14 protein-coding genes are annotated in these 16,670 nt (G+C 62.9%); 7 read left to right on the top strand and 7 right to left on the bottom strand.

All coding sequences use genetic code 11. The annotated features are described in order from the left end of the window. Window positions 1-130: 130 nt before the first annotated feature. A complete protein-coding gene (gene cysS / locus FQ668_RS13675) occupies window positions 131-1,513 on the bottom strand; it encodes a cysteine--tRNA ligase (protein WP_014591235.1) in 1,383 nt (460 codons plus the stop codon). Window positions 1,514-1,522: 9 nt separating this feature from the next. Beyond that, on the bottom strand, window positions 1,523-3,226 hold the full coding sequence (locus tag FQ668_RS13670) for a glutamine--tRNA ligase/YqeY domain fusion protein (protein WP_003248073.1): 1,704 nt from the start codon (window positions 3,224-3,226) through the stop codon (window positions 1,523-1,525). Between the two features lie 248 nt (window positions 3,227-3,474). On the opposite strand from FQ668_RS13670, the gene FQ668_RS13665 reads away from it, so the two are divergent. After that, window positions 3,475-3,975 carry a peptidylprolyl isomerase gene (locus tag FQ668_RS13665; RefSeq protein ID WP_010953805.1) on the top strand — a complete coding sequence of 167 codons (501 nt, stop codon included), beginning with the start codon at window positions 3,475-3,477 and terminating at the stop codon, window positions 3,973-3,975. Continuing rightward, on the top strand, window positions 3,972-4,694 hold the full coding sequence (locus FQ668_RS13660; RefSeq protein WP_014591237.1) for a UDP-2,3-diacylglucosamine diphosphatase: 723 nt from the start codon (window positions 3,972-3,974) through the stop codon (window positions 4,692-4,694). Before FQ668_RS13665 ends, FQ668_RS13660 begins: the two co-directional genes overlap by 4 nt. An 81-nt stretch (window positions 4,695-4,775) precedes the next feature. Here FQ668_RS13660 and FQ668_RS13655 read toward each other — a convergent pair whose 3' ends face one another. Then, window positions 4,776-7,067: an acylase gene (locus FQ668_RS13655; protein WP_031307074.1), complete on the bottom strand. Its 2,292-nt coding sequence runs from the start codon at window positions 7,065-7,067 to the stop codon at window positions 4,776-4,778. A 217-nt stretch (window positions 7,068-7,284) separates the two neighbouring features. On the opposite strand from FQ668_RS13655, the gene FQ668_RS13650 reads away from it, so the two are divergent. Next, window positions 7,285-7,659, top strand: a complete 375-nt coding sequence (locus FQ668_RS13650) for a fe2+ zn2+ uptake regulation protein (protein WP_019437140.1) — start codon at window positions 7,285-7,287, stop codon at window positions 7,657-7,659. A gap of 36 nt (window positions 7,660-7,695) precedes the next feature. On the opposite strand, the gene FQ668_RS13645 is transcribed toward FQ668_RS13650, so the two are convergent. Then, window positions 7,696-7,884, bottom strand: coding sequence for a hypothetical protein (locus tag FQ668_RS13645; RefSeq protein WP_003248064.1), 189 nt, complete (start codon window positions 7,882-7,884; stop codon window positions 7,696-7,698). A 151-nt stretch (window positions 7,885-8,035) separates the two neighbouring features. Between FQ668_RS13645 and FQ668_RS13640 the strand changes: the two genes are divergently transcribed. From FQ668_RS13640 to FQ668_RS13625, 4 genes are all read left to right on the top strand, one after another. After that, window positions 8,036-8,494 carry a hypothetical protein gene (locus tag FQ668_RS13640; RefSeq protein WP_014591240.1) on the top strand — a complete coding sequence of 153 codons (459 nt, stop codon included), beginning with the start codon at window positions 8,036-8,038 and terminating at the stop codon, window positions 8,492-8,494. Window positions 8,495-8,745: 251 nt separating this feature from the next. Further along, window positions 8,746-9,126: a Mor transcription activator family protein gene (locus FQ668_RS13635; RefSeq protein ID WP_003248057.1), complete on the top strand. Its 381-nt coding sequence runs from the start codon at window positions 8,746-8,748 to the stop codon at window positions 9,124-9,126. A gap of 66 nt (window positions 9,127-9,192) precedes the next feature. Next, window positions 9,193-9,852 carry a DUF2589 domain-containing protein gene (locus tag FQ668_RS13630; protein WP_019437141.1) on the top strand — a complete coding sequence of 220 codons (660 nt, stop codon included), beginning with the start codon at window positions 9,193-9,195 and terminating at the stop codon, window positions 9,850-9,852. Window positions 9,853-9,911: 59 nt separating this feature from the next. Next, window positions 9,912-10,466: a DUF2589 domain-containing protein gene (locus FQ668_RS13625; RefSeq protein WP_019437142.1), complete on the top strand. Its 555-nt coding sequence runs from the start codon at window positions 9,912-9,914 to the stop codon at window positions 10,464-10,466. Between the two features lie 20 nt (window positions 10,467-10,486). On the opposite strand, the gene FQ668_RS13620 is transcribed toward FQ668_RS13625, so the two are convergent. From FQ668_RS13620 to FQ668_RS13610, 3 genes are read right to left on the bottom strand one after another with little or no spacing between them, the layout of a single operon-like run. Further along, on the bottom strand, window positions 10,487-14,161 hold the full coding sequence (locus tag FQ668_RS13620) for a translocation/assembly module TamB domain-containing protein (RefSeq protein WP_019437143.1): 3,675 nt from the start codon (window positions 14,159-14,161) through the stop codon (window positions 10,487-10,489). Further along, window positions 14,158-15,900, bottom strand: a complete 1,743-nt coding sequence (locus FQ668_RS13615) for an autotransporter assembly complex family protein (protein WP_026031836.1) — start codon at window positions 15,898-15,900, stop codon at window positions 14,158-14,160. Before FQ668_RS13615 ends, FQ668_RS13620 begins: the two co-directional genes overlap by 4 nt. 52 nt (window positions 15,901-15,952) lie before the next feature. Further along, window positions 15,953-16,603 (bottom strand): N-acetyltransferase, encoded by a 651-nt coding sequence (locus FQ668_RS13610; RefSeq protein WP_014591245.1) that lies wholly within the window; start codon window positions 16,601-16,603, stop codon window positions 15,953-15,955. Window positions 16,604-16,670 lie beyond the last annotated feature (67 nt).

Genomic DNA, 16,670 nt, shown 5'->3' with positions numbered 1-16,670 from the left:
ACTCAATGGCCTGAGCCCTGTGGAATACAGGGCTCAGGCTGCAGCTTAAAACTGTCCAACTTTTGGGGGGCAGTCCATCCCTGTGGGAGCGGGCGTGCCCGCGAAGGGCTGCACCGCAGCCCCAGTTACTTCAGTCAGCCAGACGCCAGGTAGTCGTGCCCTTGCTGTCTTCCAGCACCACCCCCATGGCAGTCAGCTGGTCGCGAATGCGGTCGGACTCGGCCCAGTTCTTGTCCGCACGCGCCTGCAGGCGTGCCTGGATCAAGCCCTCGACTTCAGCCGCATCGACCTTGCCTTCGGCACCGGCACGCAGGAAGTCATCGGCCTCCAGTTGCAGCACTCCCAGCACATCACCCAGCTCGCGCAGTCGACCGGCCAGGCCAGCAGCAGCCTCCACGTCGCTGTCGCGCAGGCGGTTGATCTCGCGCACCAGATCGAACAGAACGGCACAGGCTTCGGGGGTGCCGAAGTCGTCGTTCATCGCCACGCTGAAGCGCTCGACAAACGCTTCGCCACCCTTGGCCGCCACCCGTGGCAGGCCGCGCAGCGCGTGGTAGAAGCGCTCCAGCGCGCCCTTGGCGTCACGCAGGCTGTCTTCCGAGTAGTTGATCGCGCTGCGGTAGTGGCTGGCCACCAGCAGGTAGCGCACCACCTCCGGGTGGTACTTCTCGAGCACGTCGCGGATGGTGAAGAAGTTGTTCAACGACTTGGACATCTTCTCGCCGTTGATACGGATCATGCCGCAATGCATCCAGGCGTTGGCGTACTGCTTGCCAGTGGCCGCCTCGCTCTGGGCAATCTCGTTCTCGTGGTGCGGGAACTCCAGGTCGCTGCCGCCACCGTGAATGTCGAAGCTCTCGCCCAGGCAGCAGGTGGACATCACCGAGCACTCGATGTGCCAGCCCGGGCGACCCGGGCCCCATGGCGATTCCCAGCTCGGCTCGCCCGGCTTGACGCCCTTCCACAGTACGAAGTCGAGCGGGTCCTGCTTGGCTTCGTCGACCTCGATGCGTGCACCGATACGCAGGTCTTCAATCTTCTTGCGCGACAGCTTGCCGTAGCCGACGAACTTGCCGACCCGGTAGTACACGTCGCCATTGCCTGGCGCGTAGGCGTACCCTTTGTCGATCAGGGTCTGGATCATCGCGTGCATGCCAGCGATATGGTCGGTGGCACGCGGCTCCTGGTCCGGCGGCAGAATGTTCAGGCGGCGCTCGTCTTCGTGCATCGCGTCGATCATGCGGGCGGTCAGGGCGTCGAAACTTTCGCCGTTCTCGTTGGCCCGGTTGATGATCTTGTCATCGATGTCGGTGATGTTGCGCACGTAGGTCAGCTCATAGCCGCTCTTGCGCAGCCAGCGGGTGACCAGGTCGAAGGCCACCATGCTGCGGCCATGGCCCAGGTGGCAGTAGTCGTACACGGTCATGCCGCACACGTACATGCGCACCTTGTTGCCATCCAGCGGCTTGAAGACTTCCTTGGTTTTGCTCAGCGTGTTGTAGATGGTAAGCACGGCGGTTCCTCAGCTGCCCCAGGAGTCACGCAGGGTGACAGTGCGGTTGAACACCGGGCGGCCCGGCTGGCTGTCTTTCAGGTCAGCGCAGAAGTAGCCTTCGCGCTCGAACTGGAAGCGGTCTTCGGGCTGCGCCTGGGCCAGCGACGGCTCGGCACGGCAACCGCTGAGCACTTGCAGCGAAGCAGGGTTGATGTTGTCCAGGAAGCTGCCGCCCTCCTCGGTCTTTTCCGGGTTCGGCGAGCGGAACAGGCGGTCGTACAGGCGCACTTCGCACTCGACGCTGCCCTCGGCCGGCACCCAGTGGATCACGCCCTTGACCTTGCGGCCTTCAGGGTTCTTGCCCAGGGTGTCCGGGTCGTACGAGCAACGCAGTTCGACGATATTGCCATCGGCGTCCTTGATCGCTTCGTCAGCACGAATCACGTAGCTGCCGCGCAGGCGCACTTCACCGGCCGGTTCCAGGCGCTTGTAGCCCTTCGGCGGCTCTTCCATGAAGTCGTCGCGGTCGATGTACAGCTCGCGGGAGAACGGCAGCACACGCACGCCCATGTCTTCCTTCGGGTGACGTGGCAGCTCAAGCTGCTCGACCTGGCCTTCAGGGTAGTTGGTGATGACCACTTTCAGCGGGCGCAGCACGCACATCGCGCGTGGCGCGGTGCGGTCCAGGTCGTCACGGATGCTGAACTCGAGCATCGACATGTCGACCACACCGTCGGAACGGTTGGTGCCGATCATTTCGCAGAAGTTGCGGATCGAAGCCGGCGTGTAGCCACGGCGACGGAAGCCGGACAGGGTCGACATGCGTGGGTCGTCCCAGGCGTCGACGTGCTTCTCGTCCACAAGCTGCTTGAGCTTGCGCTTGGAGGTAATGGTGTAGTTCAGGTTCAGGCGGCTGAACTCGTACTGGCGCGGGTGTGCCGGCACCGGCAGGTTGTCGAGGAACCAGTCGTACAGCGGACGATGCCCTTCGAACTCCAGGGTGCAGATCGAGTGGGTAATGCCCTCGATGGCGTCCGACTGGCCGTGGGTGAAGTCGTAGTTGGGGTAGATGCACCACTTGTCGCCGGTCTGGTGGTGGTGGGCATGGCGAATGCGGTACAGGATAGGGTCGCGCAGGTTCATGTTTGGCGAGGCCATGTCGATCTTGGCCCGCAGCACACGCTCGCCGTCCTGGAATTCGCCAGCCTTCATGCGGGCGAACAGGTCGAGGTTTTCTTCCACGCTACGCTCGCGGAACGGGCTGTTCTTGCCCGGCTCCTTGAGGTTGCCGCGGTATTCCTTGGCTTGCTCAGGGGTGAGGTCGCAGACGTAGGCCTTGCCGCGCTTGATCAGCTCGACCGCCCAATCGTGCAACTGGTCGAAATAGTCGGAGGCATAGCGCACGTCGCCGGCCCAGTCGAAGCCCAGCCACTTCACATCGCTCTGGATGGCGTCGATGTACTCCTGGTCTTCCTTGGCCGGGTTGGTATCGTCGAAACGCAGGTGGCAGACGCCGCCGAATTCCTTGGCCAGGCCGAAGTTGACGCAGATCGACTTGGCGTGGCCGATGTGCAGATAACCATTGGGCTCCGGCGGGAAACGGGTGACGATGCTGCTGTGCTTGCCCGAGTCCAGGTCGGCCTGGATGATCGGCCGCAGGAAGTTCGCAGGGACAGCGGGGGCGCCTTTGGCAGCGGCGTTGGGCGCGTTGTCGGCAGTGGGCTTGCTCATAGGATCCTTGAATGCGTGTGTCCAGCCTGGGTAGGCCGATTGAATCAAAGGGCCTATCATAGCCGAAGCAGTCAAGCTGCTGACAGCCGCGCCCGGACAAACTGATGTGATTTATCACGGCTTTTTGCCGCAGCCTGGCAAAATGGCCAGTGCGCGCCATGTGTCGCGATCGCCTGATCCTGCGTCTGGTGATAACCCGCGCCCTGCGCACCCTAATTTCTGATTGCCTTGAAAGAGCGAGTTTCAGCATGTCCAAAGTCAAACTGAGCACCAACCACGGCGACATCGTCCTGCAACTGGACGCCGAGAAAGCGCCACTGACTACCGAAAACTTCGTTCAGTACGTCAAGGACGGCCACTACAATGGCACCGTGTTCCACCGTGTGATCAAAGGCTTCATGATCCAGGGCGGCGGCTTCGAGGCCGGCATGAGCCAGAAGAAAACCCGCGCAAGCATCCAGAACGAAGCCGACAACGGCCTGAAGAACAAGAAGTACAGCATTGCCATGGCCCGTACCATGGAGCCGCACTCCGCCTCGGCGCAGTTCTTCATCAACGCCTCCGACAACGACTTCCTCAACCACAGCGGCAAGAACGTGCAAGGCTGGGGTTATGCCGTATTCGGTGAAGTGATCGAAGGCCGTGAAGTGGTCGACGCCATCGAAAAAGTGGCTACCGGTTCCAAAGCTGGCCACCAGGACGTACCGAAGGACGACGTGATCATCGAGAAAGCCGAGATCATTGAGTGATTCTGCTGATCTCTGATCTGCACCTGCAAGAAGAACGCCCGGATATATCCCGGGCGTTTCTTGATCTGCTCGATGGCCGCGCCCGCCACGCCAAGGCCCTGTACATCCTTGGTGACTTCTTCGAAGCGTGGATTGGCGACGATGCCATGACGCCCTTCCAGCAGTCGATCTGCCAGGCCATGCGCCGGCTGAGCGACAGTGGCACGGCCATCTACCTGATGCATGGCAACCGTGACTTCCTGATTGGCCAGGCCTTCTGCGATGCCGCTGGCTGCACCTTGTTGAGCGACCCCAGCGTGATCGAGCTGGGCGGTGAACAGGTGCTGCTGATGCACGGCGACACCCTGTGCACCCGAGACCTGGGCTACATGAAGATGCGCCGCCTGCTGCGCAATCCGCTGAGCTTGTGGATCCTGCGCCACCTGCCGCTGTCGGCCCGCTACAAGCTGGCACGCAAGCTGCGCAGCGAAAGCCGCACGCAAGTGCGGATGAAGTCCACCGAAATCGTCGACGTCACGCCGGAAGAAGTCCCCAAGGTGATGGCGGCGCATGGCGTGCGCACCTTGGTGCATGGCCATACCCATCGGCCAGCGATTCACAAGCTGATGGTCGGTGGCCAGCCGGCACGGCGTATCGTGCTGGGCGACTGGGACCGCCGCGGTTGGGCCTTGCAGGTTGACGAACAGGGCTTTCAGTTGGCGCCGTTCGAGTTTTCCTGACATTACAGGGTCTCGCGGGCAAGCCCGCAGACCCCTGTAGGAGCGGGTTTACCCGCGAATGGGCCGGCGCAGGCTGACGCCTCAGGGCTGGCTGACTACCGCCCCCTTGTCCCGCTCACTGATCACCACTTCCCGATACTCCGGGTCTGCCTTGATCTGGGCCTCGGTAAACGGAATCACCGCCAATTGCTTGGCCGCAAATGCCTTGGTCTGGTCACTGGCATGCGCCGAAGCCTTCTCACTCGACTGGGAAAACGCAAGCAGGCCACGGGCTTCTGGGCCCTTGTCGGTAAAGCTGACCAGTTGCAGGTAGCTGGTGCCACTCACCACCAGCCGTTTGCCCTGCCCGTGCGGCACGCTGTAGATCGCGTTGTACACCCCTAGCGCCTGCGGGCCGCCTGGTACCGGCGTACCATCAAGGGCCTGTTGCACCTGCCCCCAGCGCGCTTGCCCGGCAACGCCACTTTCACTGACCTGCTTGAGCGACGCCAGTGCTGCCTGATGTACCAGCCTGCTCACCGCCGCCTGCTCGACAGCCAGGCCGCGCGGGGTGTGCTGCGGGTCGGCCGGGTTGAATGCCACTCGCCAGCTTTCCGGGTGCTCGGCCAGCGCATTGAACAGGTTCTGGAAGTGCACCAGGCCCATACCACTGTCGAGGTCGGCCTTGCCGTTCCAGGCGGCCAGGCTGCTGCACACGGCCTGCACATCTGCGCTGGCGCCCTTGCACCATTGCAGCAGGTCTGGCAACACCAGGCTGGCCAGGTACACCTCGTCATCGGTGACCATGCGCTGCAGTTCATCTGCACCTAACCGGGCTTTGCCCTGCAGGCGTTGCAAGGCGAAGCGACCACGCATGCCCAGTGGCTGGTCATTGCGGCTGACCAGTGGAGAGTAGCCGGTCAGCGGCTGCGCCGGGTTGGCCATCCAGGCCGGGTCGTTGGAGTTCTGAACGAAGTCTTCACGCTCCAGGCTTGGCAACAGCCGCGCCGGAAAGATACCCGGTTGTGCCGCCTGCGCGTCAACCTTCCACTGGCATGTGCTACGCGAGCCATCCAGCACCACCAGGCGCCCTTGCGCCTGCGGGTTGCTGCAGGTATCCAACAGTTGCTGGTCAACATAGGGCACTACCGACTGGTTAAGGTACAAGGCCCGCCCTCCCTGATCCACGGCCAGCGTGTTGACCCAAGGGATACCTTGCAACTGCTCGACCGATCCCTTCAATGCCGCCAGGCTGTCGGCTCGGTTGATCTGGTACCACTGCTGCAAAACCCGTGAGTTCTCGAGGTTGGCGTCTCGCACGCTGTAGGCCGCCTGCGCATCCCAGTCCAGGCGGCCTGGCCATTGCACCACCGGGCCAAACTGCGAACTGTAGACCGGCCGCTCAATCTGGCTCAGGCTGCCATCCGTGCCCTTGACCGCAACACGGATGGTTTGCCGGGCCATCGGCAGCGACTTGCCATCGAGCACATAGCGGGTCGGGTCTTTGGGGTCGAGTTGCAGGCGGTAGAGCGTGAAGTGCTTGGAGGTGTCGACGGTGTGCGTCCACGCCAGGTGCTGGTTGAAACCAATGTTGACCACCGGCAGGCCTGGTAACGCCGCGCCCATCACATCGAGCTGACCGGGAATGGTCAGTTGCATCTGGTAGAAGCGCATGCCACCCATCCACGGGAAGTGCGGGTTGGCCAGCAACAGGCCGCGGCCATTGGCTGAGCGCTGCGCGCCTACTGCCACCGCATTGCTGCCGCGCTCCGCGGCGAACCGCTCCTGCCGGGCCAACGCGGTGGCAAAGCCCGCTGACGATTGCTGACGGGTCAGCGTTGGCGGTTGCGCCCCTGCCAACGCCTCGACGAACTGCCCGACACCGCCCTCGGCCAGTAAACGGCGGGTCAGTTTGACCAGATCCTGGCTGCTGATGGGCCGCACCCACTCACCATCGCCACACTCGGCGGGCAGCCCTTGACGACGGCGTTCGACCAACGCCCGGTTGTAGCCGCTGGCATAACCCGCCAGCAAAGCCTGCACCGGCGCGGGTTGCGCCTGCAGGAAGGCATCGACCGCCGCTGGGCTATTGAGCCAGGTGAAGAACAGGTCGCTGGCCAGGTTGTCACGCTGCTCCAGGGTCTTGCCCTTGGCGCCGAAATAGCGCGAGCGCTCACCGCTCACGGTCAGCACTTCATTGGCGAGCAGGCATAGGTTGTCCTGGGCGTAGGCATAGCCGACGCCATAGCCCAGGCCACGCTCATCCTTGGCCACGATATGCGGTACGCCGTAACGGGTATAGCGGATCTGGGCACTGGCGTCGGCTGGCGCGGGGTGCGCCTGCACACCGACACTGAAGGCCACCAGGGCAGCGGCCAGGCCGGCGCAGGTCATGGGGCGGCAAAATGGAAACACGGGCACTCCTCGGGTTCGGGGGTCATCCCGATCAGACGAATGGCCAGATGAATATTTTACGTATTACAAGGCGATGAAACGTCTTGATGAGAAACAGGGCTTTTTTTCACGAATGGGTTGCAGTTTTTGCGTGCTCATTCGTCCTAGTAAGTGAGCCACCCACATTTCGGGTTCGTCCACGAAAAGGAGCATTCGCATGTACAACCCGCAAACCTCGATCCAGGCAGGGCGCGTCCCAGGCAAAACGTCCAAGGAACAGGACGTGTTTGCTGAAGAACGAATCGGCAACGAACAGATCCGCGAGCTGTTGCGCACCTTCGGCCTGCGCACCAGCCTGATCCGCCTCAAGGTTATCGACGCCTTGCACGCCGCCGACCGCAATGGCCGCAGTATTGGCGTGCGCGGGGTGCACGCACAACTGGAACAACTGGATATCCCGCTGTCGTTCCTAAGTGTGCGTGAAGTGCTCAAGCGCCTGTGCACCGAAGGCGTCATACAACTGGGTAGCGACAAGTGCTACAGGCTCAACCCCCAGGCGCGCGCCGTACTGGAGCAAACACCCTCGCGTTGAGCGCATGGCCGGCCATACCTGGCCGGCCCGCGTAGATCAGGGCTTGACCTTGCGCCGCAGAATGCCGTTGATCACCACGACCACCACGGCAATGGCGATGGCCAGCATCTGGAAGGTCTGCTCACTGATCGTGCCCTGCTTCTGCAGGTGGGACAGGCCCAGCATCAGGCCCAGTACCACCAGGATGATCAGAAGTGAATATTTGAGGCGCTGCACGTGTGTCATCGAATGTTCCTTGCAACATCAGGGGCAAATGGCTCGCAACGAGCCGCGGCAATGATACAACGGTCACCGCCCCCGGCGCTGGATTTCCTGCTGGGTGGGGTGACGTCAGCCTGAAAGCATGGGGCTTCCTAGCACCCACGCCGGAGGCACCATGTACAAACCCCTGCTGTTCGCATCGCTGTTGCTGACCCCGCTCTCCCTTCATGCACTGGACACCCAGCAGACGCCGGCAGAACACCTGCTCGAACTGGGCCGCGAGCTGGCCACCCATGCCGGTGCCAGCCAATGGCAACAACTGTGGCAACGCGTACGCCAGGCCGGCTACCTGCAGACCGAAACTGCACCGGTACATTTCAGCGTGCCCACAGCCCGCTTGCCCGACCTGGCCCGACAAACGCTGGCGCAGGCCGACCAGGCACAGCCAATGCGTCAGACCCAGGTACTGTACCGCCGCCACTTTGCCGACCAGGTCATCGGCCAGCGCAACGGCCGGCCGTTGCACGCGCTGTGCCTGCTGGTCGATTGGCGCACGTTGCCGCAGGGCATGCGCGCCACTCCTCAAGCCTATCTGGGTAGCGCCAGCTTGCTGAGCAGCTACCCGTGCGATTGAGGGGTGCCGCACCCGCTCCGCATCATCGCGAGCGACCCGACAGGAAACCAGGAGGCACAGCCAGATGTCGACGCCATTTCCTACAGCGCCAGATATCGCTGCCTGCAAATCCTGTTCACCGAAGCTACAACCCCCAACCCATATGCCGCCTAGCGACGTGCCTCGGCTGTCGCACAGAATTTGCTCACACCTTCGACATAACGCCGCGGGTGATCGGGTCGCACATCCCATCTACCCCGAAGGAGCGCCATATGCAAATGCCAGATTTGAGCCAGATTGATATCAGCCAACTGCCCCACTCGCTGCAGGCCCTGATCGACTGTATCGGCATCGAAAACGCCTACCAACTGACCTGCGCCTACGGCGGCAGGCCCAAGTACATCCCCAAGCACCGCGAGCGCACCAAGCTCGCTGACGTGCTGCCGGCCGAAGCGCTCGACGCACTGATCAAGCGCTTTGCCGGGGTCGCCCTGGAGATCCCCAAGGCTGACCACTTTCTGCGTCAGCTGCGCAACCAGCAGATCCAGAAGGAGAGCGCCAACGGTTTGTCCCGCAGCCTGCTGGCCAACAAGTACGGCCTGAGCCTGCGGCAGATCGGCAACATCCGGCGCCAGGAGCTATGCACGCGCTGACGCCCGGACAACTTGGCTGCTATTCGCGGCGGCCTTACCCCCACTAAATAGAGCGAGCTTCCCGATATGTCGATAGATAACAGCCTTATAGGCTCCGTGATCAATGCCCTGCCGATGGACCGTATGATCGCCGGCCCCTTGCAGGCCATGGTCCAGGCGCAGGTAACCGCCAGCAAATCGTACGCCGACTTCCTGATGCAGGTATGCGTCCAGGATGGCAAGGCAGTAGCCATCCAGTTCGACTACGACGAAACCATCGTCGACGAACAGGGCGAATACAAAGGCGTAGTCAGCAAGACCATGAAAGTGCCGCTGATGGCGGCCATTACCCATCCGAACATTTCCATCGAAGAGGGCAATGTAGAGTTCGAGCTGGTTATCAACCAGATGTCGGAAGATATTTCCAACAAGGACATGAATGCAGAAGTTACCGGCTCACTGGGATGGGGGCCGTTCAGGCTGAACGTGAAAGGCAGCGTGAGCCACAAATCCACGCAAACCCGCAAATCAGATACCCGTGCCCGCTATGCCTTCAACACGACCCTGAAGCGTCAGGAACCGCCCGAAGCGATGATGAGGGTAATCGAGTTCCTCACTGACGCCGCAACCAAGCCAACCGTTGTCCGAACCGCCGCACTGGAAAGCCCGGACGAAATATCCCAGGCGGACACCTTGAAACAGCCCGAGCCTGCAAACCTGCCGACCCCGCAAAACGCTAGCGCTTGACCCATTGCCCCTCCTGCCAGTAGCGGGAGGGGCACACCCTGGCCTGAGGAGTCGAATCATTGCAAAAGCCCCCCGCCCCCATGACCTCCATTGACCTACGTGAAATTACCCGTGGCCTGCAAGAAGCCGCCAGTGCCACCAACAGCCTGATTGCCCAGCAGTACATCAACCTGTTCGACCAGTTTTTCGAGTGCGACACCGAGGCGCTAGGCGCCCCCATGAAAGCCAAGATGGTCGAGGTGGCCATGGATGGGCAACACATCATGCGCGTCCCCCTGTTTGCGCTAGTGTCACCGAAAGGCCTGGCCCTTGAGCGCATGCAGGTCGACCTGTCGGTAAGGGTCAAAGGCACCGAGGCGCAGCAGGCACTGCTGACCGCAAGCGAGAGCAAGGCCGCGAGCTTCAAGGTCACCATTGGCGGCCAAGGCCGTCAGGGCGAAAACCGAGACCCGGATGAAGTGCAGATCCGCATGCAGTTCCAGGCAAGCGAACCGCCAGAGGCCCTGAACCGGTTGATCGAGGAATACACCAACCTGATCGTCCCGGTACGCGCCACCCCCCCACCGCCCTCACCCGACACCAACGAGTTCATTGAGGCGGCCACCGTCCGTTGATGGCCGCCACGCTGTCGGGCCTAGAAGTCGCGCTTGTAGAAGATGTCCAGAGAGCTTGCCAGCCCACTGGCGGCCTCGAGGTAAACCTTCTTGCTCAGCTTGTAACGCAACGCGATCGTGTTGGCCGGTTCGAACACGCCCACCCCGTAACGAAGGCTGAGCTTCTCGGTAAGGTTACCGCTGGCGACCACGCTGGTGCTGTTGCCAGAACCTTCGGTATCCAGCTGAAAGTCGTCGATCCCCAGGCTCGACGCCAGGCTGCCGGTAATGCCGGCGCTCCCGGCAAGGCCCAGGCCCAGCGCCGCCTCGGCGAGCATGTTGTTATCTTCGCCGGTATTGCCCAATGGCCGGCCCAAGACCAGGTACGAAAGCGCCTGCTCCTGGCTCATGGCCGGCTCCGAGAACACTTTGGTCGTCGGCTGCTCGGCGCTGCCGCTCAGGCGGATGCCGGCTATTACATCGTCAACCTTGCGGATCGCCTCGATGTCCAGGTATGGCTGGTCGATCGGGCCGGCGAACAGCAGACGCGCCCGGCGTATGGTGAGGCGCTGGCCGTAGGCGCGGTAGCGGCCGTCTGCCAGGCTCAGTTCGCCACGGGTATCGAGGTTATCGCCGATGTGCACATGACCCAGCAGATTGGCAGTCAGCCCGAAGCCGCTGAACGACAGCTTGTCGCGGCCGACTTCGACATCGATGTCCATGGCCATTGCCATGGGTGGTTTGCCTTCCTCGGTCTGGTGACCGACGATTACCGTGTCATCCGACACCTTGACCGTGGACGGCGGCAGCTCACGTACAGTGATCTTGCCCTTGGGCACCTGCACCTTGCCGGTCACCGCCAGCTTGTCATCGATCAGGCGCAAGGTCAGGTCCGGGGCAACTTCCAGTGTGGCGTAGGGCTCGACCGCGACCGGCAGTTGCTGGCCTTGCAGACGCACGTCCATGCCCAGTGCCTGCCCCCAGGTGAGGCTGCCGCTCAACTGGCCACGTCCCGCCTCGCCACTGCGCCAGTTACCGTTGAGCTGCACTTGCTCGCCGGCAATCAGCGCCTGCAATGACAGGTCCTGAAGGCTGGCCGGTAGCTCGGCGCCACTGACTTCGCCACCGCTGAGCATCAGGTTGCCGTTGACCTGAGGTGCCAGCAAGGTGCCTGAAAGCCGACCACTGCCATTGAGCTGCCCGGCCAGGCGTTCGACCATGGGCACGAACGGGCGGGCCACCGACAGGTCCAGCCCGGCCAGGCGGAAATCACCCGACAACGGTTTGTTCTTGCCGAGCGGATCGAGCCGGGCGTTGACGTTCAGCTCACCCAGGCGCTCACCGCGAAACGCCAGGCGCGTATCGATGCGCCGCGGTGCCAACGTGCTGTCCAGGCGCAGGGCCTGATAAGGGAAATCGATCCAGCGGCCTTTGTCGCGCACGCGCAGGGTGCCGCCACTGGCATCGACAACGATAGTGCCCTTGGGGCCGCTGGCCGGGATGTCCAGGTTGATGTCGGCATTGAGCAGGCCTTGCCAGGCAAAGTCCTTCGGCAGCCACTGGGCCAGGCTGCCCAGCGGGAACTGCTTGAGGTGGTAGCGCAGGCGCGGTTCGGGGGCCAGCCGCTGGTCGTCGCCACACAGGCTTGCCTGGCCGGAGCGCCAGCAGTGGGCCCCGAAGTCAAGCTGGCCGCTGGCCAGCCGCTGCAGTCGTGCCGGCGCCTGCAACTGCCAGTCCTGGCCACCGGCCTGGATTCGGCCAGTGGCCAGGCGGCCGCGCCAGTCACCTTTGTTCAACTGGCCATCCAGGCCAAGGTCTAGCTTGAGCTGCGGGCCATCCAGCGCCAGGGTCAAGGCCTGTTGGCGAATGTCGCCTTTGCCGTTGACCTGCAACGTGCCCAAGGCGGTATCACCCAGGTGGATACCGGTTGCCTTGAGCCCGACTACACCGCGTTGGGCGTTGTCCAGGCGGGCATCCAGGTCCAACTGCTGCAGGCGGTTTTCGGCCTGGGCCAAGCGCTGGCCCTGCAGGGTGAGCGTACCTTGCGGGGCCTGCAAGGTACCGGCGACATCCAGCCGGCCCTTGACCCCGCCTTGCAGCCTTGGCCACAACTGGCCCAGGCGCGGCAAGTCAAGATCGATTTGCCCCGCCAGGCGCTGTTGCAAGCTGCCACTGCCGTTGATGCGGTTGTCACCCAGCTGGATGGCCAGTGTGCCCAGGGTCCAGTTTTGCCCTGCCCCCTGGGCCTCGGCCTTGAGCATGGCCGGCTGGCCACGCAGGCGGCCCTTGAGGTCAAGCTGGGCATCCAGGGTAAGCGCATCGCCTTTCAGTTCGCCTTTGCTGCGCAGTGGCCCCGCCAGGGTACCCGGCAGTTCGGCTAGCCAATAGGCCGGATCGAGCGCGGAGAGCTGCAGGTCGACATCCCAGGCCAGGGTGTCGGCAAAACGTACGGCGACACTGCCGGCTGCCTTGCCTTGGCCGGCGGTCAGCGCCAACTGCGGCAGTTTCACCTGGGTGAGGTCACCTTCGAACGGACTGGCGATGCTGAACGCTCCCGCCGGGCCATCCAGGTCCCCGGTGAAAGTCCCCTGGTAATTGCCATCGCGATAATGCACCTGGGTATTGAAGCGCTTGAGGGTGACTTCGGGCGGGGTCTCGAGTGGGTACAGGCGTAACCACGGGAAGTCCTGCCAGTCCAGTTGCGCATCAGCGCTCAGGCCTTGCTGCCAGTCAGCCGTGGCTTGCAGCTTGACCCGTTGGCTTTCGCTGGCGGTCAGGTCCAGGGCATCGAGCCTGGCGCCCTTAGTGTCGACCAGACCGGACAGGAGCAAGGCGATCGGTGACTGCTCGGCCGGCAGGCTGGCCCTGCCGGACAGTTGATAGCCATTGAGCAGATCACCCTTGGCATCGAGCTCGAGCGCGTTCAATTGCAAGGTGTCAGGCAACGCTCCAGCCGGCTTGAACGCCTCGGAGCGGATGTGCAAGGTCGCCGGCAGGTGCTCGGCCAGTGCCTGCAACTGCCCGCTCAATGTGGCATCGAGGTAACCACTGCTGGTGCCGGCGAGTTCCAACGTCTTCTGCAATTGGCCATTGGCCGTCAGTGCCAGTTGCCAGGGTTTTTCGTCTACCGCAGGCAACTGTAATTGCGCCTGTAGTGTTACCGGCCAGTCGCCTTCGGGTTGCAGGTCGCCCTGTAGGCTCAATTGCAGGTCGTCGCGCAGCAGCCGCAGGCTGTCGATGCGTATCCCGCTGTTGGTCCAGTGCGCAGCCAGTTGCAAATCGCCAAGCAGATCGCTGCCATCCAGGCGCAGCTGCCCGACCTTGACCTCGCCCAGTTCGATGGCCAGCGGCAAACGCAGGGTCGGCAATTGCAGCGGGGCGCTCTCGGCCGGTTCGGCGCTTGGCGCAAAGGCCATGTCAATGCGGTCTGCCTGCAACCGATCAATGCACAAGGTTGCGCGCAGCAAGCAGGCAGGCGACCAGGCCAGCAACGGCGCCTGCATCTCTACCGTGCTGCCGCCGTCGGCCCAACTCAGCCGGCTGGCCTGCCAACTGCCCGCCAGGCGCCCCTGGAAGTCGGCCACTTCAAGCCCGGGCACCTGGCCCAGTACCCAGCGGCTGCCGGCCTGGGTACCCAGCAGCAAGCCGAGCACCAGGCCCACGCTCGCGACGCCCCCCAGCAGGCCCAGTGAAGTAAATTTGACTACGCGTTTCACAGCTCGGGCCCCATGGAAAAGTGCAGGCGAATGCCCCCTTCGTCATCCAGCGCCTTGGCCAGGTCCAGGCGCAGCGGCCCGACTGGCGATACCCAGCGCACACCAAAGCCGACACCGGTCTTGAGGCTGGGCAGCTCCAGGTCGTTGAACGAATTGCCTTGGTCGACGAACGTCGCGACCCGCCATTTTTCGGTCAGCGAATACTGGTACTCGACACTGCCTGCCACCAGGTAGCGCCCGCCGATACGGTCACCGTCGCTGTTCTTCGGCGACAGGGTCTGGTAGTCGTAACCGCGCACACTCTGGTCGCCACCCGCGAAGAAACGCAGCGACGGCGGAATATTGTTCTTGAAGCCATTGGTTGCACTGCCACCAAACTGCACGCGTCCGAGAAAGCGGTGGTTGTGGCCGAGTGTGGTCAGGCCTTTGAGCAATATGTTGCCGTGCAGCAGGTTGGTGTCGGAAACCAGCCCTTCCTTGGCCCCTTGAACATCGAACTGCAGGCGATAGCCGTTGTGCGGATCGATACGGTTGTCGCTGCGCAGGAAGGAATAGCTGACGCCCGGCATCAGCAGGTTGCTCAACCCGGAGTCGTCGCCCAGACGATATTCTTCGCGTTGGTACTTGAGCGAAATCACCCGCTGCCAGCCACTGGGCAGCTTGCTGTGCCACTCGGGGCCGACCGTCAACAGCTTGCTGAGCGTGTCGGTGCCGGCAAGCTCCTCGTTCTGGTAGCCACCGGCAAAGCGCAGCTTGTCGGTCAGCGGCGGGTCGAGGGGAATGTCATACCACAGGCCGACGTTCTGGCGCGGTGCCGACAGTTCGGTTTCCCAGCCATAGCTGTGGCCTTGCGGGTTGACCCAGTGGCGGGTCCAGTTGGCCTTGCCGCGCGGCCCGACGTCGGTCGAGAAGCCCAGGCCAAGGCCCATGGTGCGTGGTTTACGGGTTTCCAGGTGAACATCCACCGGGACCTCTTCGCCCACAGCAGCAGTGGGCGCCGCATCCACGCGCACGCCTTCGAAATAGCCGCTCGATTGCAGGTCATTGTTCAGCTCTGCGATCAGTTCCGAGTCGTAGGGGGTACCCGGCTTGAACGAAACCATGCGCTGCAGCAGGTCCTCGTCCAACGGCGTGTCGCCACCAAAAGTGACGGCGCCCAGGCGATAACGTGGGCCGCTCTGGTAGACCAGGTCGATATCGGCCACACCGGCTTGCGGATCGACGGCCAGGCGCTGGCTACTGAAGCGCCCACTGAAGAAGCCATAGCGCGACGCCTGGTTCTGGATCAGCCGCTTGGCATCCTCGTAATGGCCGTGATTGAGTTGTTCACCCGTCCGCAGCGCCTTGCTGTCAGGCACGCGGAAGGCCTTCATCTCGCTGGCTGGACCCTCGATGCGCACGGTCACGTTGCGCAGGCGAATCGGTTCGCCCGGGTTGATGCTGATGATCAGTTGTGGGGGATGGTCGGCGTCGCTGGCGGGCTTGACCTCGGTATCGATCTGCGCCTGATAGTAGCCGAGTGCCTGCGCCGCTTTGCGCGCCTGCTCCTCTGCCCCGCGACTGAAGCGCAAAAGTGCTTCTTCGTCGCGGTCACCCAATGTGCCTATATAGCCTTCGACATTGGCCTTGAGCGCCTTGTTGGCCGGCTTCACCTTCACCAACAACTCGCTCTGGCCCCATGCTGCGAAACTGGCAACCCAGAAAACCAGGCCCCAGGTCAATCTTCCTGAATACGTCATGCGGCGCATGCTACCAGAGCCAGGCGCTCAAGGGAGCCGCCCGGCGGCCTGTTCAGGCAAAAGCGGGTTTTGAAGAGACTGGATTAGGATGAAAGAACACCCTCTCCCGGATTGGTCCTACAGCTACTTCGCCAATTTCCTCATAACCCTGACGCTGGTAAAAAGCCAGGTAGTGCTCGTTACCGGTGTCCAGCACCACCCCTTGGGTGCCTGGGTCTTCCGCGCACCAATCGTGCACAGCTTGTAACAATTGTTCGCCGTAGTGCTTGCCCTGAAATTGCGGATGCACCCCCAGCAAAGGCAACACATGCACCTGGTCGGTGGGCAGACAGGTGGCCAACGCAGCCTGGTAGTCCATGTAGCGACGGGTACAGCGCAGGCCGGTACCCAGCATCATGCGCAGGCGCCAGGCCCAGCTGTCGGCCACGCCCAGCCTGCGCAGCGGCGGCACGATCAGGGCCAGGGCAATCAGACGGTCATCGACCAGCAGGCCGATGGCGGGCAGTTGCAGGTAGAAGTGCTGGCGCACCCATTCGCGCACCATCACCCGCAGGCGCCGCTCATATCCCGGGCGCTGGGCTTCGAAGATATAGGCGAAGGTGGGCTCGTGACGGTAGGCGTTGTACAGCAGCGAACGTGCCTCGCGGCTGTAACCATCGTCGAGCAGGCAGACACGGGCCGGGGCGGCTGTAGTTTCGGGCATTGCGGGCAGACCTCCTGGAATGGGCGTTCAGTGCCTTGGAGGTGCCCCAGCGCGCTTCGTTCACCCC

The sequence above is a fragment of the Pseudomonas sp. Kh14 genome, assembly GCF_900291005.1.
Lineage (GTDB): Bacteria > Pseudomonadota > Gammaproteobacteria > Pseudomonadales > Pseudomonadaceae > Aquipseudomonas > Aquipseudomonas alloputida.
Note: the sequence above shows the minus strand (reverse complement) of the source record. Positions and strands in the feature narration are given on the sequence as shown.

Bases quoted from the DNA above. Each gene is read 5' to 3' on its own strand.
- FQ668_RS13610 (WP_014591245.1), bottom strand. From the start codon at position 16,603: ATGCCCGAAACTACAGCCGCCCCGGCCCGTGTCTGCCTGCTCGACGAT.
- FQ668_RS13645 (WP_003248064.1), bottom strand. From the start codon at position 7,884: ATGACACACGTGCAGCGCCTCAAATATTCACTTCTGATCATCCTGGTG.
- FQ668_RS13635 (WP_003248057.1), top strand. From the start codon at position 8,746: ATGCAAATGCCAGATTTGAGCCAGATTGATATCAGCCAACTGCCCCAC.
- FQ668_RS13670 (WP_003248073.1), bottom strand. From the start codon at position 3,226: ATGAGCAAGCCCACTGCCGACAACGCGCCCAACGCCGCTGCCAAAGGC.
- FQ668_RS13640 (WP_014591240.1), top strand. From the start codon at position 8,036: ATGTACAAACCCCTGCTGTTCGCATCGCTGTTGCTGACCCCGCTCTCC.
- FQ668_RS13665 (WP_010953805.1), top strand. From the start codon at position 3,475: ATGTCCAAAGTCAAACTGAGCACCAACCACGGCGACATCGTCCTGCAA.
- FQ668_RS13655 (WP_031307074.1), bottom strand. From the start codon at position 7,067: ATGACCTGCGCCGGCCTGGCCGCTGCCCTGGTGGCCTTCAGTGTCGGT.
- FQ668_RS13650 (WP_019437140.1), top strand. From the start codon at position 7,285: ATGTACAACCCGCAAACCTCGATCCAGGCAGGGCGCGTCCCAGGCAAA.
- FQ668_RS13630 (WP_019437141.1), top strand. From the start codon at position 9,193: ATGTCGATAGATAACAGCCTTATAGGCTCCGTGATCAATGCCCTGCCG.
- FQ668_RS13615 (WP_026031836.1), bottom strand. From the start codon at position 15,900: ATGACGTATTCAGGAAGATTGACCTGGGGCCTGGTTTTCTGGGTTGCC.